The 23,963-nt window shown below is 67.4% G+C and carries 20 protein-coding genes; 8 read left to right on the top strand and 12 right to left on the bottom strand.

From position 1 onward, the window contains the following. The first annotated feature begins 336 nt into the window (after positions 1–336). From IEY21_RS08325 to IEY21_RS08310, 4 genes are all read left to right on the top strand, one after another. Entirely contained in the window at positions 337–1,296 is a 960-nt protein-coding gene (locus tag IEY21_RS08325; protein WP_188903288.1) for a hypothetical protein, read from the top strand. 145 nt (positions 1,297–1,441) lie between these two features. Further along, entirely contained in the window at positions 1,442–2,173 is a 732-nt protein-coding gene (locus IEY21_RS08320) for an alpha/beta fold hydrolase (protein ID WP_229752976.1), read from the top strand. Positions 2,174–2,337: 164 nt separating this feature from the next. Then, a complete protein-coding gene (locus tag IEY21_RS08315) occupies positions 2,338–2,952 on the top strand; it encodes a hypothetical protein (protein ID WP_188903284.1) in 615 nt (204 codons plus the stop codon). 8 nt (positions 2,953–2,960) lie between these two features. Next, positions 2,961–3,542: a 3'-5' exonuclease gene (locus IEY21_RS08310; RefSeq protein ID WP_188903283.1), complete on the top strand. Its 582-nt coding sequence runs from the start codon at positions 2,961–2,963 to the stop codon at positions 3,540–3,542. Positions 3,543–3,624: 82 nt separating this feature from the next. Here the strand turns inward: IEY21_RS08310 and IEY21_RS17180 are convergent, their stop codons facing one another. The 6 genes from IEY21_RS17180 to mntE all read right to left on the bottom strand — a co-directional run bounded on the left by IEY21_RS17180 (position 3,625) and on the right by mntE (position 10,852). Then, positions 3,625–3,744 carry an MFS transporter small subunit gene (locus tag IEY21_RS17180; RefSeq protein ID WP_444542371.1) on the bottom strand — a complete coding sequence of 40 codons (120 nt, stop codon included), beginning with the start codon at positions 3,742–3,744 and terminating at the stop codon, positions 3,625–3,627. A 27-nt stretch (positions 3,745–3,771) separates the two neighbouring features. Continuing rightward, positions 3,772–5,187 carry an L-lactate MFS transporter gene (locus IEY21_RS08305; protein ID WP_188903281.1) on the bottom strand — a complete coding sequence of 472 codons (1,416 nt, stop codon included), beginning with the start codon at positions 5,185–5,187 and terminating at the stop codon, positions 3,772–3,774. A 144-nt stretch (positions 5,188–5,331) separates the two neighbouring features. After that, positions 5,332–6,192, bottom strand: a complete 861-nt coding sequence (locus IEY21_RS08300) for a formate dehydrogenase accessory sulfurtransferase FdhD (RefSeq protein ID WP_229752975.1) — start codon at positions 6,190–6,192, stop codon at positions 5,332–5,334. Between the two features lie 3 nt (positions 6,193–6,195). After that, positions 6,196–6,714, bottom strand: coding sequence for a helical membrane plugin domain-containing protein (locus IEY21_RS08295; RefSeq protein ID WP_188903279.1), 519 nt, complete (start codon positions 6,712–6,714; stop codon positions 6,196–6,198). A 30-nt stretch (positions 6,715–6,744) separates the two neighbouring features. After that, positions 6,745–9,816: a formate dehydrogenase subunit alpha gene (gene fdhF, locus IEY21_RS08290; protein ID WP_188903277.1), complete on the bottom strand. Its 3,072-nt coding sequence runs from the start codon at positions 9,814–9,816 to the stop codon at positions 6,745–6,747. Positions 9,817–9,931: 115 nt separating this feature from the next. Then, on the bottom strand, positions 9,932–10,852 hold the full coding sequence (gene mntE, locus IEY21_RS08285; RefSeq protein ID WP_188903275.1) for a manganese efflux transporter MntE: 921 nt from the start codon (positions 10,850–10,852) through the stop codon (positions 9,932–9,934). Positions 10,853–10,983: 131 nt separating this feature from the next. Between mntE and IEY21_RS08280 the strand changes: the two genes are divergently transcribed. Next, positions 10,984–13,209 (top strand): ATP-dependent helicase, encoded by a 2,226-nt coding sequence (locus tag IEY21_RS08280; protein ID WP_188903273.1) that lies wholly within the window; start codon positions 10,984–10,986, stop codon positions 13,207–13,209. A gap of 202 nt (positions 13,210–13,411) precedes the next feature. On the opposite strand, the gene IEY21_RS08275 is transcribed toward IEY21_RS08280, so the two are convergent. The 6 genes from IEY21_RS08275 to IEY21_RS08250 form a co-directional block, all read right to left on the bottom strand. Continuing rightward, on the bottom strand, positions 13,412–13,597 hold the full coding sequence (locus tag IEY21_RS08275) for a hypothetical protein (RefSeq protein WP_188903271.1): 186 nt from the start codon (positions 13,595–13,597) through the stop codon (positions 13,412–13,414). Between the two features lie 140 nt (positions 13,598–13,737). Beyond that, complete coding sequence (locus tag IEY21_RS08270) at positions 13,738–14,208, bottom strand: NUDIX domain-containing protein (RefSeq protein ID WP_188903269.1); 471 nt, start codon at positions 14,206–14,208, stop codon at positions 13,738–13,740. Further along, positions 14,205–15,605 (bottom strand): hypothetical protein, encoded by a 1,401-nt coding sequence (locus IEY21_RS08265; protein WP_188903267.1) that lies wholly within the window; start codon positions 15,603–15,605, stop codon positions 14,205–14,207. Before IEY21_RS08265 ends, IEY21_RS08270 begins: the two co-directional genes overlap by 4 nt. Before the next feature lie 31 nt (positions 15,606–15,636). After that, on the bottom strand, positions 15,637–16,470 hold the full coding sequence (gene nudC / locus IEY21_RS08260) for an NAD(+) diphosphatase (RefSeq protein ID WP_188903265.1): 834 nt from the start codon (positions 16,468–16,470) through the stop codon (positions 15,637–15,639). Continuing rightward, the gene (locus tag IEY21_RS08255) at positions 16,470–17,594 is read right to left on the bottom strand and encodes a vWA domain-containing protein (protein WP_229752974.1); all 1,125 of its coding nucleotides are present in this window, start codon (positions 17,592–17,594) and stop codon (positions 16,470–16,472) included. The genes nudC and IEY21_RS08255 overlap by 1 nt, the downstream gene beginning before the upstream one ends. Positions 17,595–17,655: 61 nt before the next feature. After that, positions 17,656–18,681 (bottom strand): AAA family ATPase, encoded by a 1,026-nt coding sequence (locus IEY21_RS08250; RefSeq protein ID WP_188903263.1) that lies wholly within the window; start codon positions 18,679–18,681, stop codon positions 17,656–17,658. Positions 18,682–19,003: 322 nt separating this feature from the next. Between IEY21_RS08250 and IEY21_RS08245 the strand changes: the two genes are divergently transcribed. From IEY21_RS08245 to IEY21_RS08235, 3 genes are all read left to right on the top strand, one after another. Continuing rightward, positions 19,004–22,135, top strand: a complete 3,132-nt coding sequence (locus tag IEY21_RS08245) for a heterodisulfide reductase-related iron-sulfur binding cluster (RefSeq protein WP_188903261.1) — start codon at positions 19,004–19,006, stop codon at positions 22,133–22,135. A gap of 121 nt (positions 22,136–22,256) precedes the next feature. Continuing rightward, positions 22,257–23,096, top strand: coding sequence for a DegV family protein (locus IEY21_RS08240; RefSeq protein WP_188903259.1), 840 nt, complete (start codon positions 22,257–22,259; stop codon positions 23,094–23,096). A gap of 91 nt (positions 23,097–23,187) precedes the next feature. Further along, entirely contained in the window at positions 23,188–23,892 is a 705-nt protein-coding gene (locus IEY21_RS08235) for a hypothetical protein (protein WP_229752973.1), read from the top strand. Positions 23,893–23,963: the final 71 nt, after the last annotated feature.

Genomic DNA, 23,963 nt, shown 5'->3' with positions numbered 1-23,963 from the left:
GCTCCGGATCTTCAGTAAAAACGCAGAATTCCTCGGCCAGCACGGATATTCACTGCGCTATGCAAGGTGCAACTCCTGAGTTTAACGCTTGGGCAGGTCAGCCCGGTGCATCTCTATTCCTTTTGGCATTCTTAATGTAAACCGAGCAGATTCTTAAGTGGTAACCCATTTGCGCTGAGTTACCACTTGTATGAGATTCAAGTTAAGCAGATTGCGGCAACACTTTTGCGGACATGCCGTTAAGTTGGGAACAGGAACGTTCTGGGCCAATGCCCTTTGGCCCGGTGCAACGCAGTGGACCTTCTTCATTCTCACACCACTGCCTAAGGAGTCCCCATGACCGTAAACCGAGATCCACTGAACCGAGATCCACTTTCTCACCGCCTGTCCTGGCGTGGAATCATCGCCGGCTTGGTAATGGGACTGGTGTCCACCCTGACCGTGATTGCCCTGGGCCTGATCATCACCGCCCTGACCGGCCTGACCCTGACGGGCGTGGGCATTGCCGCCGCCATCTGGACCGGCATCGCCGCGCTGGTCGGTGCGTACCTCGCGGGCCTGACCGCCGTGCGTGCGAGTGCGCCTGCCACCCGCAGCGACGACGGTATTGCCGCCATGACCAACGACGACGCCACCCTGACCGGCCTGATCACCGGCGGCGTTCTGGTGCTGCTCACCACCATGTTTGCCTTCAACAGCGCCTCGCGGGTCGTGGGCACGGCCAGCAATCTGGTGGGCACGGCGGGCAACGTCGTGAGCGCGGCGACCGGTGCGGCGGCCAATGCAGCCGACAACGTGCAGATGCCCAACCTGCAGAACTTCTTCAACAACATCACTCCGAATGACGTGGAGGCGCTGATCGCCGAGAACACCAGCGATCTGAGCCAGGAGCAGATCTCGGCCACGGCCGATGTAGTGACCGGGATTGTGCGCCGCGCCCAGAACGATCTGGGTGCCGTGGATCTGGCCAACATCACCGACTTTGCCCAGGCCCGCATTGACGCCATCAAGCAGGCGCTGACTGGCCCGCAGTTCGTGACCCGTCTGGAGCGCCAGGGCCTGACGAACGCCCAGGCGACCGAAGTGCAGAATGAGCTCAACCAGTCGGTGAACCGCATTGAAACCCAGGCCAACCAGGCTGTGGAGAATGCCGAGGCTGCTGCCCGCGGTGCGGCGAGCACCGCCGGCTGGGGCTGGCTGCTGGTGGCCGGCCTAACCCTGCTGGCCAGCATCTTCGGCGCCCGCAGCGCCGCGACCACGAGCGTCTCGACGGTCACCGCTGCTCCCCGCCGCTAAACCACCCCGTTCCACTGTTCCGACCGCGCTCTGCTGGAGCGCGGTTTTTGCTGTCCTGTCGGTGTCCTATGCTGTGGATATGCTGCGACCACGCCGCCGGATACGGCGCCTCACCCTGCCGCCCCGCCTGTGTAGGGCTCTGGGGATGATCCTGGCTCTGGGCGTGGGCTATCTGCTGGCGCTGGCCCAGGGGGTGCTGATCCGGCCTCCGCTGGTGATCGGCCAGGACGCCGTGCCGCCGGCTGGACATGGGATGAATGCAAGTTCTACGCTGGAAAACGAGGGTGGTGCGTTCATCAACATCCGTCCTGCCGGGGAAGCGACGACGCTCCTCATTTTTTATCCGGGCGGTCTGGTGCGCCCACAGGCCTACGAGTGGCTGGGCCGCGCACTGGCCACCGACGGCGTACAGACCATGATTCCCGTGTTTCCCGTGGACCTGGCCGTGACCGGCGTGAACCGTGCCGACGCACTGATCAGCAAGTTTGGCGTGGGCAAACGGGTGGTTCTGGCGGGGCATTCCCTGGGCGGAGCCATGGCGGTGCAGTACGCCGTGGGCCGTCCCGACCAGATTGACGGCTTGATCCTGATGGGCGCGTATCCGCCAGACAACGTGAGTCTGAGGGACCGCACCCTGCCGGTGCTGACGTTGCTTGCGGGCGAGGACGCGGTGGCCGATCCGGCGAACGTGCGCAGCGGCCTGAAGCGGCTACCCGACGGCGCCCGGCTGACGGTGATTCCCGGTGCCGTCCACAGTTTTTTTGGTCGGTATGGCCCGCAGAAGGAGGATGGTTTGCCCACCGTGACCCGCGCGGCGGCGGAACTGGCCATCCTGGGAGCGGTGCGGGACTTTCTTGGCGGCTTGCCCGCCCGGTAGCCCCAGGACAGACCGTGCGGGCGAGGGTGGGGTCAAGCGGCACTGCCCCATGCTGCAGACAGGAGCGGGGCTGTACCCGGCGGGCGGTCATCTTTGGCTGCCCTGCCGGCCTTTGGTAACCGCGGCGCTGTTGCAGGAGGCAGCGGCCGGAACACAATGGAGCAATGCCTGTGCACGAAGCTGTCCTGCCGTCCGCTCCGGCGCTGCCGGCGCCCCGCGCCACCGCCGCCGAACTGACCCGGCTGGCCCGCAGCGCCACACCGGTTCCCGTGCTGGAAGCCGTGGCCCGTCATCCCAATACCCCCATTGAGGTTCTGGGTGAGCTCGCGGCCCGCTACCCGGAAGCGGTGCTGGACAATCCTGCCCTGCCGCTGCTGCGGCTGGCCCAGATGGGACAGATTCGGACATGGTCGGGGCTGACGGTGGCGCGCCTGGCCGCTGTGGAAGCGGCCCCCGAGTGGGTGCAGGACCTCGCCATGCGCCACCCCGAGCCGCAGGCCCGCTGGGCGGTGGCGGGGCGGGCCCGGCTCAGCCCGGAACGGCTGCGGCAACTGGCTGGTCGGCGCGAGTGGCAGCTGCGCGCGGCGGTCGCCCAGCATCCCGACCTGCCGCCCGAACTGATCGAGCGGCTCTCGGCCGATGAGGAATACAGCGTGCGCCTGTCGGTGTCTGCCCGGTTCGATCTGCCGCCCGAGGTCCTGGGTCAGCTGAGGCGCGACCCGCACCCGCTGGTGCGCCGCCGCCTGCAGATGACCCGTGTGCCCCGTCCGGCACTGTAGGCTGCCGCATGTCCGAAGTCCTGCCGCCCACGCTGCGTCAGCCCATCATCTTTCTGGATGTGGAAACCGGGGGACGGGACCCGGCCCGGCATCCGCTGCTCACCCTGGGGCTGGTGACGCTGGACGAGGCCGGGCAGATCACCCGCCCGCTGCACCTGTTCGTCAAGCATTCCGAGTATTGCGTGGAGCCGGGAGCGCTGGCCGTCACCGGGATTGACCTGCTGGCGCATGATCAGGCCGCACAGCCGTCCGAGGAGATCGCGCAGCAGGTGCGTGACTATGCGGCGGAAGTGGGCCGGGTAATGCTGGGAGGCCACAACTTTGATTTCGACCTGCGCTTTGTGCGTCCGCTGCTGCCGGATCTGGGCCGGGTCTTCCGGCGCGGCCACGTGGACACCAAGCTGACAGCCCAGTTTCTGATTCACGCCGGAGTGCTGCCCCATACCGTGGGTACCCCGCTTTCCCAGCTGACCAAACACTTTGGCATTGGTTACACGGCCCACGACGCTCTGGAGGACGCCACGGCCACGGCCAGGGTATATGTGGAGCTGCTGAAATTGGTGGGGGCTGGGCCGGGTCAACGGGATTGAAGGCGGTCGGCAGCTCCGCTCAACAACACGGCCGCCCCAATCTTGGGGCGGCCGTGCATTCAGACGTATGGAAAAACTGGACTCAGCTGAACAGCTGCGCGACCTTGATCAGGGTCTGGTAGACACCCCACGCCAGCGGTAGGGCAACGACGGTCCAGGCAATGTAGATCAGGGCGGGTGAAACTTCACGGTTCTGGTTCATGGGGTCTCCAGAGAAAGGCGCGGAGGCTCAGTCGTTGCCGGTGGGGGTGGCGCCGGGCACGGCCGCAGACTGCTCGGCCCAGAAGCGGCTGGCGATGGGCCGGATCATCAGGTTGCAGATGAAGCCCACGACGAGCAGCGCCGCCATGACGTACATGACCGTGCTGTAGGCCTGGGCCGCGGGAATGCCGGCGGCGATCTGCCGGTCCCGGAAGCCGTTGAGCAGCGTGGGCCCAACGACGGCGGCCGCACTCCAGGCGAGCAGCAGCCGTCCGTGGATGGCGCCGACGTTGGCGGTCCCGAACAGGTCGCGCAGGTAGGCGGGCACCGTAGCGAAGCCGCCGCCGTACATGCTGATGATCACGCAGAAGCCGGCCACGAACAGCACCAGACTGCCCATCTGGCCGAACAGCGGAATCAGGAAGTACAGCACAGCGCCCAGCGCAAAGAAGATCATGTAGGTGGGCTTGCGGCCCAGGCGATCACTCGTGCTGCTCCAGATAAAGCGCCCGGCCATGTTGAAGATGCTCAGCAGGCCCACGAAGCCGGCGGCGGCGGCGGCCGTGACCCCGTTGCCGCTCCCCAGCACCTTGTCACTGAACATCTCCTGAATCATGACGCTGGCCTGCCCGAGCACCCCGATGCCGGCGGTGACGTTGAGGAACAGCACGGCAAACAGCAGCCAGAACTGTGGGGTGCGCATGGCCTGATCGACCATGACGTTGTTCACCGAGATCATGCCGCCGGCCTGCCGGACCACCGGGGTCCAGCCGGCGGGCCGCCAGCCCTCGGCCGGCACGCGCACGAGAAAGGCTCCCAGCATCATGAACACGAGGTACACCGCGCCCATGATCAGGAAGGTGGTGCCGACGCCCAGCGTGCCGTCACCGATAAACCGGGTCATCAGGGTGGTGCCCAGCGGGCTGCCGATGAGTGCGCCGCCGCCAAAGCCCATGATGGCCATGCCGGTGGCCAGACCGGGTCGGTCGGGGAACCACTTGATCAGGGTGCTGACCGGACTGATGTAGCCCAGTCCCAGCCCGATGCCGCCCAGGACACCGTTGCCCAGAATAATCAGCCACAGCTGATGGGTGCTGACCCCCAGGGCCGCCACAAAAAAGCCGCCGCAGAACAGCAGCGCACTCGTGAACATGGTCTTGCGGGGCCCCTCGCGTTCCACCCATTTGCCAAACAGCGCGCTGCTTGCTCCCAGGAAGAACAAGGCCACGCTGAAGATCAGACCAACCTGAAACAGGGACCAGTCGCCGGCGGCGCCGGTCTCGGCCTTCAGGTCCCCGCTGATCAGGCGGGTCATGGGTTTGTTGAACACCGAGTATCCGTAGATCTGTCCGATGCTCAGGTGTACGGCGAGCGCAGCGGGGGGTACCAGCCAGCGGCTCCAGCCGGCGGGGGCTATTGAATGTTCACGGTCCAGGAATCCCATGCAGATCTCCTCAGGGCTGTTGAGAATGCGGAGCCGCGTCACGGCATGCTGACCCCGCTGCGAACGGGGGACGGACTTTAAAAAGTGAAGTTGTAAGCCGCCGAAAATATGCCACGTTTAAAGTGGCACACAAGGGGTGCTGGACTACTCTTTGATGTTTAATCGTTGGCCTCCGGTATAGACCGTCAACCGGCCGTCCCGGACGAAGCCGCACAGGGTCAGATCAAAGGTGGCTGCGGTATCCACCGCCAGCGTGGTGGCCGCGCCCACCGCCACCACCACCGCGATGCCGGCGGTGACGGCCTTCTGAGCAATCTCGAAACCCGCCCGGCTGCTCACCACCAGCACGTGGGTGTCCAGGGGTAGAAGGGCCCGTTCCTGCGCCCAGCCCACCACCTTGTCCACGGCGTTGTGTCGCCCCACATCCTCGAAGACGCACAGCGCCTCGCCGTGCAGAGTGAACAGGCCGGCACCATGCAGCCCCCCCGAGGCGGCGAACCCCGGCTGGGCGGCCCGCAACTGTTCCGGCAGGGCGCACAGGGTCTGCGCCGTCAGTGGGCCGCCGGTCCAGCGGGGAGGCCCCGCCCGGACGGCAAGCTGCTCAATGCTGCCCGAGCCGCAAACGCCGCAGGCGCTGGAGGACACGCTTAAACGTGCCCCCGCCGCGAGGCGTACATGCTCCGGGGTACGCAGATGCCAGACATTGGCATTCTCCTCGTCCGGTGCGAGATCGAACTGCTCCGGCAGCAGACCCTCGGACACAAGCCACCCGGTCAGCAGGGCGCGGTCGTGCCCGGGCGTCCGCATCAGGACCCCCAGGGTGATGGCCCCGTCCGGGGTGGCCAGCCGCAGTTCCAGCGGTTCCTCGGTGGCCACTGCGTCTGCATGGTGCTGGCCGGAGGGATAGCGCACCACAGGCAATTCGGTGTGTGGGCCGGACGGTGCGGAGGGGCGCACCGGGAATGATTCTTCGGTGCGCCCCTCCTGGCCGGTGGAATCGTTCACGGATTACCGGGTTCCGCGGCCCACCATGGTCTGGTTGGTGACCGGATGGGCAGCGCTGTCGTGGCGGCTCTCGCGCAGCCCACGCCCCACACCCTTGAGAATACCGACCAGCGCGCCCAGCGCGATCTGCACGTCGCGGTCGCGCAGCAGGCCCATCAGGTCTCCCACACCAAAGCGCTTGCCCTGCGCGACGCTGCGCGCTCCCTCATGGACTCCCACGCTGATGGCCTTGCCAAGCACGCTGACCTCGTGGGGGTCCAGGGTGGACAGCACCTTGGCGAGTTCGGTGGTGTTGCGCAGCAGGGTGGTGCCGCTCTGGCCCCCGGTAATGTGCAGCAAGGAGGCCACCAGCCCCTCGCCGCCGCGCACGGTCTTGCTCAGCACGTCCAGCACGCCGTGGTTGTGCAGGTCGCGCAGCAGCCGCAGGCTTTCTTCCAGGGCGGGGGCCGAGTCCTCCACCGTGGAGTGCAGCCGTTCCTGCGGGGTGGGTTCGCGCGGCGTGAAATCAAGTGCCTTGGCCATGGAATCTCCTGAAGGGAATGAGGGGGAGCATCAGTCGTCGGCCCCCAGGGCGTCGGTGCGGGCATTCAGGCTGTCGCCGAGCATGGGCAGCGCCCCGCCGGGAAACACATAATCAGGCCGGCTCCACTTGCGCTCGACCTCCACACCCGTCTGGGGGGTGGGGGTGCCGTAACGGAAGTTTGTGGCGGGCAGGGGACTGGCTCCGCTGTCCGGCAGGACCTCCATGCGCACGCTGGTGTCCTTGTACGCCGGCGTGTTGGTGATGGAGTCGCCTCCGCTGCCGGTCAGGAAGTTCACGGTATCCTCGGCCTTGCGGGCGTTCATGGGCACGTACAGCTCGTTGCCGCTGACGCGGGCCGTGACCAGGGCCCGCAGGCGGACCGCGCCGTGCGCGCTGATCAGCCGCACCCACTGACCGCTCTGAATCTGCCGTTCGGCCGCGAGTTCCGGGCTGACTTCCACAAAGGCGTCCGGGGCCTTCTCGGCGATGCCGGCCACCCGGAAGGTCATGTTGCCCTCGTGGAAGTGCTCCAGCATGCGCCCGCTGTTCAGGTGCAGGTCGAACTCCGCGTCCGGGGCCTCCTGACGGGGTTTGTAGGTCGCCGGGTACAGGCGGGCCTTGCCGTCCGGGAAGTTAAAGCGTTCGCGGTGCAGCAGCTGCGAATCGGTGCCGTCTGCGGCGACGGGCCAGCACAGGGTGTTGTAGCCCTCCAGCCGCTCGTAGCTGACTCCGGTGAAGAACGGCGTCAGGCGCGCGATCTCGTCCATGATCTCGCTGGGGTGGCTGTAGTTCCAGTTGGCCCCCATGCGCTGGGCGACCGCCTGATAGATCTGCCAGTCGGGTTTGGTGCCCTTCAGGGGAGCCATGACCTCGTACAGTCGCTGAATGCGCCGCTCGGTGTTGGTGAAGGTGCCTTCCTTTTCCAGCGAGGCGGCGGCCGGGAACACCACATCCGCGTAACGCGCCGTATTCGTGAAATACAGGTCCTGAACCACCAGGAATTCCAGCGCCTCGAAGCCCTCGGCAAGGTGGTTGGCGTTCGCGTCGGTGAGGCTCATCTCCTCCCCGGTGATCCACATGGCCTTGAGCTGACCGTGGATGGCCGCGTCGAGCATCTGGGTGTTGTCCAGGCCACGCTGGGCACGCAGGGTGATGCCCCATTCGCGCTGGTGGCGTTCGATGGCCCGCTCGTCCGTGACCAGCTGATACCCGCTGACCTGATCGGGCATGGCCCCCATATCGCTGGACCCCTGCACGTTGTTATGCCCACGCAGCGGGAAGCCGCCGGTGCCGGTCCGGCCAAAGTTGCCGGTGATCAGCAGCAGGTTGCAGATGGCGGCGCTGGTGTCGCTGCCTCCACACTGCTGCGTGACGCCCATGGCCCACAACACCGCCACGCGTTCCTCGGCCGCGATCTGACGGGCCACTGCCTCCAGCGTCCCGGCGTCAATGCCGGTCTCGCGCTCGGCGTACTCCAGCGTGTAGGTGCTGATGGACTCGCGGTACTCGTCCAGACCGTTCACGCGCCGCTGCAGGAAGTCGCGGTCTTCCAGGCCGTTGTCCAGAATGAACTTGCTCATGGCGCTGAGCCACACGAAGTCCGTGCCGGGTTTGGGACGGATAAAGCGGTCGGCGCGCGTCGCCAGCTCATGCTCGCGGATGTCGAACACGAACAGGCGGGTGTGGCCCAGCTTCTGTGCGCGCTTGACGCGGGTCGCCAGTACCGGGTGGCTCTCGGCGGCGTTGCTGCCCACCGTGATCACCAGCGAAGCGTTCTCGATGTCCTTGATGGTGCCGCTGTCCGCGCCGATGCCGGTCGTCAGGGCCAGACCCTTGCTGGCCGGCGACTGGCAGTAGCGCGAGCAGTTGTCCACGTTGTTCGTCCCGATCACCTGACGGGCGAACTTCTGCACCATGAACGCCTCCTCGTTGCTCGCCTTGCTGGACGCCACGAAGGCCAGAGCGTCGGGGCCGTGCTGCGCCTTGATTTCCAGGAAGCGCCGCGCCACCAGATCCAGCGCCTCTTCCCAGGTCGCCTCGCGGAAGCGGTCCCCCTCACGGATCAGGGGGCTGGTCAGGCGGTCGTCGCTGTTCACGTAATCCCAGCCGAACTTGCCCTTCACGCAGGTGGAGATGCCGTTGGCGTGCCCCAGGCCGGGCTCGACCTTGAGGATGTGGCGCTCGTCGGTCCAGACGTCAAAGGAGCAGCCCACGCCGCAGTACGTGCAGACCGTCTTGGTCTTCTTGATGTAGCGGTCGCGGGCGCTCGACTCGATGTCCGAGACGTTCATGATGGGCTTGAGGCCGGTGCTCGCCTCCACACCCTTGACCACATCCACGGCGGCGTCCCAGACTGGCAGCGGAATGCCGGTGAACATGCCCGCCTCACCCAGCATGGATTTTTCCATCAGGGCGTTGCAGGGGCACACCGTCACGCAGTGGCCGCAGCTCACGCAGCTTGATTCGCCGATGGGCTTGCCGCCGTCCCACAGCACGCGTGGCTGGTCCATTTCCCAGCCGATGGTCAGGGTCTCATTGACCTGAACGTTCTGACAGGCCTCCACGCAGCGGCCGCACAGGATGCACTGGTCCGGGTCGTAGCGGTAGAAGGGGTTGGACATGTCCTTCTCGTAGCCCTTGGGCATGTAGGGCCGGGTCTGGTGGTCCATGCTCAGCAGCCCCAGGGTGTTGTGGACCGTGCAGTTGCCGTTGTTGTTGTCGCAGACCGTGCAGTACAGGTCATGGTTGGCCACGATCCGGTCGTAGGCGTCGCGCTGGGCGGTGCGGGCCTCAGTGGTCTGGGTGCGCACGGTCATGCCCGGCTCGATCCGGGTGCCACACGCGCGCCCGATCACGCCGTTGATCTCGACCGCGCAGGTGTCGCAGGTCTGGATCGGGCCGAGCTGGGGGTGATAGCACACCTGCGCCAGCTCGATCTTCGCGCGGTTGATCGCGTCGACCAGGGGTTCGCCCACGAAGGCGCTGAAGGTGCCTCCGTCAATCTGGATGTCCACGCTGGGGCCGGTGGGGGGCCGGGTCGGTCCCACGGTCGAGCGGATATGCGCGTCGTTGGCGACGCTCAGGTGGTCGGTTTGCTCCATATGTTATTGATTCCTCCGCAGGAAGGTAGGGCCGGTTGTGGTGCACGGGGAGTATAGGAGCCCCCATGTCGGTCCGGTTGAAGCCCCGATTACGTTATGTTGGTTTTTTAGTTCCTCACAGCACCAGCACGCCGTGATGCTTGGCCTTTTCCTGCGGCTCCACATGGATGGAGATGCTGCTCTCGGGCATCTCGGCGCGGATGGCATCTTCCAGTCGGTCGCAGATGGTGTGGGCTTCCTTCACCGACATCTCGCCGGGCACGACCATGTGGAACTCGATAAAGGCCAGCCGTCCGGCGTGGCGGGTACGCAGATCATGCATCTCCAGGGCGCCGTCGCCGTGCGCCTGCATCAGCTGCCGGATACGCGCCTCGGTGCGCGGGTCAATGGCGGCGTCCATCAGGCCGCCCACGCTCTCGCGGACCAGCCCGAACCCGCTCCACAGAATGTTGACGGCCACGAACAGGGCGAGCGCCGGGTCCAGCCACAGCACGCCGGTCAGCTTGGCCGCCAGCACGCCCAGCAGAACCCCCACGCTGGTCAGCACGTCGGTACGCAGGTGCCGCCCGTCGGCAAGCAGGGCGGGGGAGCGCAGCTCTGCGCCGGCCCGCAGGAGCCGCGTGGCCCACAGCGCATTCAGCACGCCCGCTCCCAGGTTCACCAGCAGGCCCGTATACGGCAGGTCCAGTTCACGCGGATTCAGGATGGCCCCCAGCGCCTCGCGCCCGATGCTCAGGGCCGCGAGCACGATCAGGACCCCCTCGGCCACCGCGCTGAAATACTCGGCCTTGGTGTGGCCGTACGGATGCCCCGGATCCGGAGGCCGGGCCGCGACCCGCAGGGCGATGAACGCGGCGATCGCCGCCGCCACGTTGATGATGCTCTCCAGGGCGTCCGAGTACAGCGCCACGCTGCCGGTCATCAGGTAGGCCACGTATTTCAGGCCCAGCACCACCACCGCCACCGCCACCGACCACAGTGCCAGGCGCGAGGCATGGCGGGGCTGGGCCGGTGAGGGGGAATACGGCGCGCTCATGTCTGCGAAGGTAGCAGGGTTAGGTGCGGCGAAAGCGGTGCCTGGACCGGGGACACGGTGGGGCAGAGTGTCGGCATTGGCCCCGGCCGCGATTACGTTGCCAGCAGAACCGACCCTGATAGACTCCTGCGGTGACTTCCGCGCCGGACCAGACCGACCTTCTAAGCCAGCTCAACGAGACGCAGGCGCAGGCCGCCGACCACCACACCGGCCCCGCGCTGGTGATCGCCGGGGCGGGCAGTGGCAAGACGCGCACCCTGATCTACCGCATCGCCCGGCTGATTACCCACTACGGCGCGGACCCCGGCGAGATCCTGGCCGTAACCTTCACCAACAAGGCCGCGGCCGAAATGCGCGAGCGGGCGCGGCACCTGATGCCCGGCGCCGACCGGCTGTGGATGAGCACCTTCCACAGCGCAGGGGTGCGGATTCTGCGGGCCTACGGCGAACACATCGGCCTCAGGCGCGGCTTCGTGATCTACGACGACGACGATCAGCTCGACATTTTCAAGGAAGTCATGGGCAGCATTCCCGGCATCGGGCCAGACACCAGCCCGCGGGTGCTGCGCGGCATCATTGACCGTGCCAAGAGCAATCTGCTGACGCCCGACGACCTCGCCCGCAGCGGCGAGCCGTACATCAGCGGCCTGCCGCGCGAGGCCGCCGCCGAGGCCTACCGCCGCTATGAGGGCCGCAAACGCGGGCAGAACGCCATCGATTTCGGCGACCTGATCACCGAGACGGTGCGGCTGTTCCGGGAAGTGCCGGCGGTGCTGAGCGCCGTGCAGAACCGGGCGAAGTTCATTCATGTGGACGAGTATCAGGACACCAACAAGGCCCAGTACGAGCTGACCCGGCTGCTGGCCTCCCGGGACCGGAACCTGCTGGTGGTGGGCGACCCAGACCAGTCGATCTATAAATTCCGGGGCGCGGACATCCAGAACATCCTCGACTTTCAGAAGGACTATCCCGATTCGAAGGTGTACATGCTGGAGCACAACTACCGCTCCAGCGCCCGCGTGCTGAATCTGGCGAACAGGCTCATCGAGAACAACGCCGAACGCCTGGACAAGACCCTGCGGGCGGTCAAGGAGGACGGTCATCCGGTGGTGTTCCACCGCGCCACCGACCACCGTTCGGAGGGCGATTTCGTGGCCGAGTGGCTCACGCGCCTGCACGGTGAGGGCCGCAGGTTCTCGGAGATGGCGATTCTGTACCGCACCAACGCGCAGTCGCGCGTGATGGAGGAGTCGCTGCGCCGCGTGCAGATTCCGGCGCGCATCGTGGGCGGCGTGGGCTTCTACGACCGCCGCGAGATCCGCGACATCCTGGCTTACGCCCGCCTCGCCATCAATCCATCCGATGACGTGGCCCTGCGGCGCATCATTGGCCGGCCCCGTCGCGGCATCGGCGATACGGCGCTGGAAAAATTGATGGACTGGGCACGCATCAACGGCACCTCATTGCTGACCGCCTGCGCCCGGGCCGAGGAGAACCACATTCTCGACCGCGGCGCCCAGAAACCGGTCGAGTTTGCCCGGCTGATGGCCGCCATGAGCGAGGCGGCCGAGAACTATGAACCCGGCGGTTTCCTGCGCTTTGTGATCGAGACGAGCGGCTACCTCGACCTGCTGCGCCAGGAAGGTCAGGAGGGGCAGGTTCGCATGGAGAACCTCGACGAACTGATCAACGCCGCCGAGGAATGGTCGGGCGACAATGAGGGCACCATCCAGGACTTTCTGGACGACGCCGCGCTGCTGTCCAGCGTGGACGACATGCGCGCCAAGAAGGAGAACCGGGACGTGCCCGAGGACGCCGTGACCCTGATGACCCTGCACAACGCCAAGGGTCTGGAGTTCCCGGTGGTCTTCATCGTGGGCACCGAGGAGGGGCTGCTGCCCAGCAAGGGGGCGCTTATCGAGGCCGGGGGCATCGAGGAGGAGCGCCGGCTGTTCTACGTGGGCATCACCCGCGCCATGGAACGCCTGTTTCTGACCGCCGCACAGAACCGCATGCAGTTCGGCAAGACCAATTCCGCCGAGGACAGCCGTTTTCTGGAGGAGATCGAGGGCGGGTTTGATACCATCGACCCCTACGGCCAGGTCGTCGAGTACCGCGCCAAGACCTGGAAACAGTACCGGCCCACCGTTCCGGTGCCGTCTGCCGTGAAGAACACCAGCCCCATGACGGCGGGCATGGCCTACCGGGGCGGCGAGCGGGTCCGGCACCCCAAGTTCGGCGAGGGGCAGGTGCTGGCGGTGGCGGGCACCGGGGACAAGCAGGAGGTCACGGTACATTTCGCGTCGGCGGGGACAAAGAAGTTGCTGGTGAAGTTTGCGAATTTAAGTCCGGTTTAGGCGGCTCGCCCCACCCCGAACCCCCATCCCCAGGGGGCGGGGGAACTCACGTTGGCACTGGGCAGGGGTTCTCTGGCGCGGCGGGTGGAGGAGAGTGGCAGCATTTCCACTTCGGCGCCATGCTCCGTGACGCCGTGTGCGGCCTGCGCGCTGCGCGCACGACGGCCTTTGGGGGCTCTCTCGTTGGTGGTGCCAGAGAGGGTCAGCGCCGGAGTTGACCGGGATGCCTGGAGTCCAGAAACTCCAGCCAGTCCGTTTGGGTGCTGCCGGGTATATCCCGAACACAACTGGAGGCGATCAGATGGGTCTCGATCAGTTCAAGAATCCAGTCGGTGACGCTGTAATAATCCTCGCCTATGTTCTTGGGCTGCAGGCGAATGAGGGTCATGCTGTCGTTCTCGTCCAGCGACTCCGTCCCCTCCTCAAGCTGGACATAGAGGCGTTGAATCTGCCCGAACAGCCCATCGGAGTCCTGCTCATACGTTGGAATGCCGCCCAGCTTCTGTCACGCCCGAAGAACCGAACGAATCATTCCCGGTTCACGATGTGCCGTACCGTTGCGTCGTCCGCCTCCAGCAACCCGCGGATGATCAGCGGATAGACCGGCCTGGACTCGATCTCGTCCATCGGAATCCACTCGCAGAGCGTATCAGCGTCGTCCAACACAGTGAACGGTTCATCGGGCAGTTCGGGTGGAGCGTCCATGCGGAAGTAAAAGCCGAGTTCGTGCTGCCGTCTGTGCGGCGGGCCGAAGAAGGGCTCCACAATGCCCGCCAGATGCAACGGCCCCGGCAGCGTGCCGGTTTCCTCGGTCCATTCCCGCTGGGCGCAGCTCTGCGCGTCCTCGCCCGTGGCGAGTGCGCCGCCGGGCAGGAACCAGAAGCCGGGGCCACGGTCTCCAACCCCCGTATTCACCAGCACCTTGCCATTGCGCACGCACAGGATCGCCACGCGCACGCTGAACTTCAGCCCTCCCAGAGGCAGGCGGATGTCGGTCATGACTGGAGCTGCGCCTCGGCCCGCACGCTGGGGTCGGCGTCGGCCTGCAGAAGTTCGCGCAGGGCGGGGGAGAGGTCGGCCCGGCCAGCCACCGCCAGCCGCACCCCGGCATCTGGGTCGGCGGCCAGGGAGGGCAGCAGGTCGGCGGGCAGCGTCACGTGGGCGGCGGCGGCGCGGCGCACGCCCATGTTGGGGTCCCCGGCCAGCGCGGCCAGCGTCTGTGTCCCCGGCGCGGCGGCGTAGGCCACCGCCCGCCTGACCTCCGGGTGTTCGTCTTCAGCCAGCCGTGCCAGGCGCAGCTCGCCCAGATCGGGCCGCACTGCCAGAATGGTGCGAATGGTCGGATCGGCGTCGGTCAGCAGGGCGTCCAGCGCACTGCCGGGCAGCCCGTCGGCGCTCGCCACATGCAGGCGGATGTCCGCTTCCGGGGCGCGGGCCAGGGCCAGCACCGCTCCTTCGGGCAGGTCGTCGCGTTCCAGCACGGCGCGGCGCACCAACTCGGCCTCGTCGCCTGCGAGCCGTTCAAGCACAGCCGGGGTGGTGTCCGGGCGGCGGGCCAGGGCGGCGCGCACGTCCGGGTCGGCGTCGTGCTCGGCGCGGTCCAGCCACGCGGCGGGCACGCTCCAGGCCTGCAGCGCCGAGGCGCGCACCAGCGGCTCATCGCTGGCCGCCAGCCACTCGCGCACATTGCGCGGCAGGTCCACCCGGCGGGCCAGGGTGGCGAGCACATCGGTGTCCGTGTCGGCGGCCAGGGTCAGCATGCAGTCCAGGGGCAGGTCCAGGCGGCGGGCCGCGCTGGCGCGCACCAGACCGTGGGCGTCCTGAACCAGCGTCCGCAGCACGTCGCCGGGCAGGTCGGCGCGGCCTGCCACCGCCTTGCGCACGTCGTAATCATCGTCGGAGGCCAGCTGACGGATCAGCGCCGGCGAGAGGTCGGGCCTGCGGGCCACCGCTTCCCGGATCTGCCAGCCCGCGTCCTGTGCCAGCGCCTGCACGCGGGCCTCGCTCAGTCCCGGGCGCGAGGCCAGCGCCGTGCGCACGGTGAAGTCCTCATGCCGCAGCGTGCCCTCCAGCACCCAGTCGGGCACGCTGGGCAGGGACAGCAGGGCCACGACCCCCTCGCCCGGAAAGGTGCCCAGCAGCCCCGGACGTGCCAGCCGGATCAGTGGCAATCCCGGATTGTCCAGCACCTCCTGCGGGTAGGCCGCCGCAAGCTGACCCAGCACCTCCAGCGGCGCATTGGGGTGCCGCGCCACCTGGGCACGCACCCGCGCGTCCGGGTGGGCGCTCAGCCCCGAGAGCGTGGCGGCCGGGGCGCGTGGGTGCCCCGCCGCCTCCAGTGCGCCCTCCACGCCCAGGGTGGTCAGGGTGCGTGGATCGAGTTCGGAAAAGGACATGGCGGTCAATATTGCAGATCCGGCTGCGGAATCAGCCGGCCGGAAGGTCGGCGCGAACCCGTGCCCCGGCCACGGCCCGGTCAATCAGCTGCCGCGCGATGCTGAAGCGCGGCGGCAGCGCGGGCAGCGCCGAGACGGAAAACCAGCGGGCGTCCTCGATCTCGCCGGGCTGCGGGGTGATCTCACCGCCGTCCGCCTCGGCCTCGAAGCCGATCATCAGCGAGTGCGGAAACGGCCACGGCTGGCTGAGCACGTACTTCAGGTCCCGGAGGCGCACCCCGACCTCCTCCAGCACCTCGCGGGCGGCGGCCTGCTCCAGCGTTTCGGAGGGCTGCACGAAGCCGGCCAGCGCGGAATACATGCCGGGAGGAAACTGCGGTCCGCGCGCGAGCAGCAGCTTGGTCTCCGCGCCCACGCCGCGCCAAATCAGCACCATCGCCACCGGAGCCACCCGCGGGTAGACCGTCAGGCTGCAGCGCGGGCAGGTCTTGGCATACTCGTGGCCGGTAAAAGCCAAGGGCGTGGCGCAGAAGCCACAGAACCCGTGTGTGCGGTCAAAGTCCACCACCTGCGCGGCAAATCCGGCCAGCCCGAACAGGTCTTCACTCAGGCGGACCGCCAGCGCCCGCAGCGGCGAGAGGGTGTATCCGGGAGGAACCTCCCCCCGCAGCTGAGCGGCGGCGTAGGGCTGCCCGTCCAGGCGGCCCAGCGAATTGACCAGTTCCAGCTCCAGAGCGGTCGCCGGACCCGCCGGCAGCGTGTCGTCCTCGCGGAGCAGCAGTCGGCTCTTCTGGAAAATGAACCACGTGGCCTCGCCGTGCGGAACGCCGGAAAGAAGCTCGAAGCGCGGGGGGCGAAAGACCATCAGCCCTCCTCCAGCCGCAGAACATCGCCAAACGGAAACCCCTCGTCTTCCAGGCCGCCGGGCGGAACCACCCACAGCGTCGGCATCTGCGGCGCGGTCTCCGGGAAGTCGCCATAGCCGTCGGTGAGGTAGATCAGCACGTCCGGTGTGTGGTCGTCCAGTAGCCTGAAGACCGGGCGGAAGTCGGTGCCGCCGCCCCCCTGCGGCGCGGGAATGGCGCTGCCGGGGGTCAGCTCGTACGGACCGTAGGCTTCGGTGTCGGCGTAGTACAGGGTGGCCCGGACGTGCGGGTACGCGCCGAGCACGCCCTGGACCTCGCCGACCAGCGCCCGCACCGCCTCGTCGTTCACGCTGCCGGAGGTGTCCACCGCGATCAGGGCGCTCAGGCTCTCGTCGTCCAGGGCTTCCAGGTACAGCCCGCGCCCCACGAACCGGCGGTCAAAGCCTCCGAAGTCCACCGGCGTGCGGGCCAGGAACCGCCACAGGTGCGCCCGCCAGTCCAGCCGGGCCGGAGCAAGGCGGGCCAGCTCGCGGTGGGCGCCCAGCGGATCGTCGCCCTGCCCGCCGCTCAGGGCGTCCATGCTGCGGGCCTTGGCCATGGCCTGCTGCCACTGCCGCGCCGGTGAGGAGGCGTTCTTGCCGTTCCGGGGGGGCACGTCGCTGGGGGGGCCGTCGAGCAGGTCGTCACTGCCGTCCCCCTGGTCTTCCTCGCTCTCTCCCTCGGCGAGCAGGGCGGTGTAGACCTCCTCCACGCTCAGCTTTTCCAGATGGCCGTCGCGCCGCGAACTCGGGGGGGTGGGCAGCCCCGCGGCGTCCACCATGCCGTTCACGATCAGGTCGGCCGACTGGTTCCAGCGTTTCTTCTCGCGTGGGCCGCGCCGCTCGACATGCGACAGGGCCGCGTGCAGCACTTCATGCAGCAGCAGGCCGTCCAGCACGTCGGAGGGCAGCGAGGCCGCGACCTCCGGGTTCACGTAGACCCGCTCGCCATCGGTGCCGGCGGCCGCCACCTCTCTGGAGGGCACGAACTCGGCGTGCAGCAGCAGCGTGGCAAAGAATGCCGACTTGCCACGAATCCGCAGCCGTGAACCGGAGATCAGGTGCTGGAAGTCGGGCGGCATCATGCTCCTGGAGCGGCGGGGGCCTGGACGGTGTTCCGGGCCTGGCCCCGCCCACCCGCGCCGGTCACATTCCCTCCGACATCGCCAGCGTTCCCTCCACCAGGGCCGCCAGCCGCTCGTCCCGGCCAATCAGCCCCGCCAGATCGCCCAGCTGACCGATGGCCTGGAATTTGCTCACCAGGGTGGCGACATACAGCTGCAGCCATTCGGGTCCGGCACTGTCGGCGAGCCAGGTAAAGGCGTGGTAGGCCGCGTCCGCGTCGGCGGCGCGGGCGGCCAGCCCCACCACGGCGGCGTAGCGCACGCTGGGCTCGTCGGGCAGCCGCAGACCCCCGCCGCGGCCCTCCAGCACGATGCCCAGGTCGGGCAACTGCTCGTACAGACGCACAAAGGCGCTGAATTCGGCCCCCGCCGCCTCCCCGATCGCGGGCACAGTATCCAGACCGGCGCGGTGCAGGCCCGAGGCCATTTCCCAGGCACGCGGGCTAGGCCACGCGGGCTGCTGGGGGTCCAGGCGGTGCAGCAGCTCCGGGCGGAAGGTCAGGAAGGCGATGATGTGCTCGTGCAGTCCGCGCCCCAGGGCGTAGCTGCGCCACGAGTCAAAGTCGGGGCGCACGGTCAGGTGCAAAAAGCGGTTGGCCAGCGGTGCGGGCATGTCGAACACGCTGGCGCGGTCCTCCTTGCGGTTGCCGGCAGCCCACACGAACCAGCCGTCCGGCAGCACGTAGCTGCCCACCCGGCGGTCCAGGATCAGCTGCTGCGCCATGCCCTGCATGGTGGGCGGGGCCATGTTCACCTCGTCCAGAAACAGGATGCCGTGGCCGCCGCGCGGCAGGAATTCGGGCGGATACCACTTGCTCACGCCGCCGCCCTGGCCGTCCGACTCGGGCACGGGCAGGCCGCGCAGGTCGGTGGGGGCCAGCTGGGAGAGGCGCACGTCCACGAATTCCAGGTTCTGGGCGGCGGCCACCTGCGCAACCACGCTGCTTTTGCCCACGCCGGGCGGTCCCCAGATCATGGTGGAAAGTTTGAGTTCGCCCCGGACCAGGGCGTGGAGGTAGGTCTGCAGTTCGTTGGCGGTGAGGGACAAGGCGAAACTCCTTTGGAATGATGGGAACACTCTGGGCCGTGGCGCGGAGGCCGGGGCAGGGTGGTGACAGGCCGGGCTTCAGAGGCTACCGTGCGGACCGCGCCCACAAAGGTATTCAGGAAAGACATCCAGATGCCGTCAGGAAGCGGGGGGGTATGCTGGGACGACTTCTCTTTCCTGCTGGACGCTCAAGCCCGCACTCTGCCCCTGCCAGACCGACCCCGTTATACTTGGACCCAGTATAAATTTACGGACAGTCCACGGTTCCAGCGAATGACCCGGCCCTGAGCCTGACCCACATCCCCATTCCACCGGAGGTTTCGTGCTCCCCCTCATCCATCAGATTCTGTTTTTCGTCTTTGCCGTCGTTACCGGTGCCTTTGGGCTGTGGGGTTTTTACCGCCTGTACCTGCGCATCCGCCGGGGTGCGCCCGCCACCGAGCGCCGCTTTGACATTCCGGGCCGCCGCATTCTGGACGCTGTCCGCGTCAGCCTGACGCAGGAGCGCACCTTCCGTCGCCGCACGGCGATCAGCGTGCTGCACAGCTTCATCTTCTACGGTTTCGTGTTCTACCTGCTGGTGAATGTGATTGACGGGCTGGAAGGCTATATTCATTTCAGCATCCCGTCCAGCAACCCTCTGGGCGCCGTCTACAACCTGCTGGCCGATGTGCTGAGCTTTCTGGTGCTGTTTGGCGTCGTGAGTCTAGTGATCCGCCGTCTGTTCGCGCCCAGCAAGCGCGACTTCCGCTTTACCGAGAAGACGCTGCTGCACCCGCTGCTCAAGAACAACTACATCCTGCGCGACAGCCTGATCGTCTCGGCGTTCATCTTCTTCCACGTCGGCAGCCGGGTGCTGGGCAACGCGGCGAAAGTGGTGGCCGAGGGCGGTGACGCCTTCCAGCCGTTTTCGAACGCCGTGGGCGCGGCCCTGTTTTCCGGCCTGGGCGAGGGCGCGCTGCTGAACTGGCGCATCTTCGGATTCTGGGGCGCGCTGGGCAGCGTGCTGGCCTTCCTGGCGTACTTTCCCTTTACCAAGCACATCCACATCTTCATGGCCCCGCTGAACTACACCTTCAAGCGCCCGGTGGGCAGCGGCGTGCTGCCGCCCATGAAGGGTCTGGAGGAGGCGATGGAGGCCGAGGAACCGCGCCTGGGCGTGGAAAAGCTGGAAGAACTGGAATGGCCCCGCCTGCTGGACGCCTACGCCTGTATCCAGTGCAACCGCTGCCAGGACGTCTGTCCAGCGAACGCCACCGGCAAGGCGCTGTCTCCTGCCGCGCTGGAGATCAACAAGCGCATGGAGCTGAACGTTATTGCGGCGCACCCCAGCCCCTTTACCCTCAAGGCCGCGCCCTTCGAGTCCGGGGCGAGCACCGCCCACCCGCTGCTGGAGTACGCCATTAGCGAGGAGGCGGTGTGGGCCTGCACCACCTGCGGCGCGTGCATGCAGGTCTGCCCGGTGCAGGACGAGCAGATGCTGGACATCATCGACATCCGCCGCCAGCAGGTGATGGTGGCCGGCGAGTTTCCGCAGCAGCTTCAGACCGCCTTCCGGGGCATGGAGCGCACCTCCAACCCCTGGGGCATCTCGCGCGACAAGCGCATGGAGTGGGCCGAGGGTCTGAAGGTCCCCACCATTGACGAGAATCCCGAACCCGACGTCATCTACTGGGTGGGCTGCGCCGCCGCCTACGATCCGGGCGCGCAGAAGGTGGCCCGCTCCTTCGTGCAGCTGCTGGACAAGGCGGGGGTCAATTACGCTGTGCTGGGCAAGAAAGAGGCGTGTACCGGGGACAGTGCCCGCCGCGCCGGGAACGAGTTCCTGTACCAGACGCTGGCGCAGGAGAACGTGGAGACGCTCAACAGCGTTCGGCCCAAGCTGATCGTCGCCACCTGCCCGCACTGCATGAACATCATCGGCAACGAGTATCCGCAGATCGGCGGGCACTACAGGACGATTCACCACACCGAATACCTGGAAACGCTGGTGGCCGCCGGAAAGCTGCCGCTGGCCGAGCTGGCCGACGACGTGACCTATCACGATCCGTGTTACCTGGGCCGTCACAACGGCGTGTACGACGCGCCGCGCACCCTGATCACGCGCATGGCGGGCGAGGTGCTGAGCCTGGAACGCGAGCGGGACAACAGCTTTTGCTGCGGGGCAGGCGGCGCCCAGTTCTGGAAGGAGGAGGAGGAGGGCCGCGAGCGCGTCTCCGACAACCGCTTCCGCGAACTGCAGGCGCGGCTGGACGGCGCGAAGGCTGCCTCCGCAGAATTTGAGCAAACGGGCAAGGTGGTGGCGGTGGGCTGCCCCTTCTGCAAGGCGATGCTGAACAGCACCCCGGAAAAGCAGAAGCGCGACGACATCGTGGTGAAGGACGTGGCCGAGCTGATGCTGGAAAGCATGCAGCGCGCCACCGGGGAATACGCCGCGCCGGTGGGTGTGAGCGACACGTCACCGGTCGCCACTGAACCGGCTGGGGTTCCCAACGCCGAGGTCCCGATGGAGCGCACGGGTGAGGTCCGCTCTGCCGACGCACCGGACAACGTGGTGGGAGAAACCTCCGCCGACGTGCTCAATGCCCAGCCGGGCAGCCCGGTGGACAATGCCGACACCCAGCCTGAGCCGCAGGCCGCGCACCCCGAGGTGCCCGCGCCGGCCCGCAAGAGCTGGAAGCCCAAAGCCGGAGCGGATGAGGTCAGTACCGCGCCGGTTGGGCCAGATGCACAAACAGGGGAGCCGCCTGTCCGCAAGGCCTGGAACCCGAAGGCCAGCGCGGACGACGTGGCTCCGGCCCAGGCGCGTGTGGAAGAAACGCGGCCCGCCGAACCTTCACCCCGCAAGGCCTGGAACCCTCAGGCCAAGTCGGATGAGGTGAGCGCGGCACCCCCGGCCTCTGAATCCGCTCAGGCGCCGGCCCGCAAGGCGTGGCAGCCCAAAGCCAGGGTGGACGACGTGAGCGCCGAGCCGGTCGCCGATGCCCCTGCCCCCGAGCCTGCAAAGTCGGCGCCGGTGCGGCAGGCGTGGAAGCCTCAGGCCAAGGCCGAATCCGCTGAGGCCAGCAGCGCCCAGCCCGCGCCCGCCCCCGCGCCCGAAACGGCCCCGGCGCAACGCAAGAAGTGGACCCCGCAGGCCAGTACGCCGGTGGACCGTCCTGAAGAACCCGACACTGCAGGAATCGACGCTGCAGAAACCGGTGCTGCCGCCCCTTCGGAGAGCCCAGAGGTGTCCGCCTCCGCTCCTCAGCCCACTGCCACTGGCCGTCCGAAATGGCAGCCGAAGGCGCAGACGAAAGTGGAGGCTCCTGCGGGCCCGATCACCGAGCACGTCGACCTGCGTGAGGTGGGCGAGAATTCGCTGGAAGAGGGGCAGCAGGCCACCTCCGCACCGGACGCCTCAGACGCCGGGGCAGGTGGGCGCAAGAAGTGGGTGCCGAAGAAGAAGGAGTAAGTCCAGAGGGACTGTGAGGACGCTGCCTGTCGTGGGCGGCGTCCTCTTTTCTGCTCCTCCCTCTCTTCTCGCCCTCCCTTGACGCGGCGGATGGTTGGCCGGGTCACAGTAAGATCAGGTCATGACCATCGCCCTCGTCACCGATTCCACGAGTGACCTCAATCCAGAGCTGTGTGCCCAGCACGATATTGTCAGCGTTCCGCTGTACGTGCTGTTCGACGGCAAGATGCACAAGGACGGCATTGACCTGACGCCCTCTGAGCTGTTTGCGGGCCTCAAGGCCGGCAAGAAGACGCCCAGCACCTCCCAGCCCAGCCCCGCCGAGTTTGCTGAGGTTTACACCCGGGCGCTGGAAACGGCAGATCAGGTGCTGAGCATTCACATCAGCGGGCAGTTGTCGGGCACGGTGGGCAGCGCCCGCCTCGCCGCACAGGATTTCGGAGACCGCGTGACGGTGCTGGACACCGGCTCGGTGAGCATGGGCCTGGGCATGCGCGTGCTGCGCGCCGACGAGCTGCGCCGGGCAGGCCGGTCCGTTCCGGAAATCGTGGCCGAACTGGAGCAGGTCGGCAAGCAGGCCGACATCCGGTTTACGGTGGACACCCTGGAATTCCTGAGGATCAACGGGCGCATCGGCGGGGCGCAGGCGCTGCTGGGCGGTCTGCTGAGCATCAAGCCAATCCTGGTGGTCAAGAATGGCCGTGTCGATTCCGGCGGGCGGGTGCGCGGCCACAAAAAGGCCATGCAGGACATCGTGGACCACACCCGCAAATACGTGACCTCGCACGGCGGGGCGCGGGTGGCCTTCCTGTCCACTGTGGGCGGCGAGGCCTATGTAGAGGAAGTTCGCGCCGGGCTGGCCGGGGTGGAGTTCCGGGACATGGGCAACCACGGCATCGGCGCGGTGGTGGGCACCCACACCGGTCCGGGGACCACCGGCGTGACCCTGGAGCCGCTGTAGGCCAACCGACCGGGGCGGGAGGACACGGGTGCGGACCGGTCCCCGACCTCCCCGTCATAAATTGTTCAGAGTGCGCCGTTAGCCTGGGTCCGTGAAGTCCGTGACCCGATGGATGGCTGCCCTCAGCCTGCCCCTTGCCCTGGCCGCCTGCGGCGGCGTTGCCACCCCCCAGGCCTCCGACCAGCCGACCACCGAGCGCATCGTGGGTCAGGTGTCCGGGTGGACCGGCGAGGGGGCCCTCTCGGTGGCGGAACTGCCGGCGGCGACGGCCACCATCGGAACGGACGGCCGCTTTACCCTGACGCTGCCGCCCGAATCTGCCCTGGCGGGCCTGACCATCGGGGCGGCGGACCTGGGGGCCCTGGCCCGGCTGGGGTGTGATGGCCGCTTGGACAGCAGCGCCGCGCAGGCCCGCGGCTTTGTAACGGCGACCCTGAACACCGTGGCCTTTCCTTCAGGCAAACGGACCCAGGTCCGGGCCGCGACCGGCAGCAAGCCCAACGCCCTGAGCCGCCGTGTGACCGTGCGGGTGTGGCTGTACAGCGACCGCCCCACCCAGCTGCGCGGCACCCTGGACTGCGCCAAGGCGTTGGGGGTTCAGCAGATTGACCGCGTGCCGGTGGTGGTGGCCCTCAACACCAAGACCGGCTGGAACGTCGCCGATCTGGTTATCAATGCCCGCAGCAACGTGATCGGACAGCTCAGCGCGGACGGTTCATTGACCAATGCCACGGATGTGAATGCTCCCACCACCTGGCGCACCACCCAGGAAGTGCAGTCGCAGATCGGCTTCTGAGTCCTCGCCCCACGGGGGCACCGGCGGCTCCACAACATTACGTCCCAGGCGTAACGCGCTATGCTGGCACC

It is taken from the genome of Deinococcus aerophilus (genome assembly GCF_014647075.1).
GTDB lineage: Bacteria > Deinococcota > Deinococci > Deinococcales > Deinococcaceae > Deinococcus > Deinococcus aerophilus.
The sequence above is the reverse complement of the archived record's forward strand: the minus strand, read 5'-3'. Positions and strand labels throughout refer to the sequence as shown.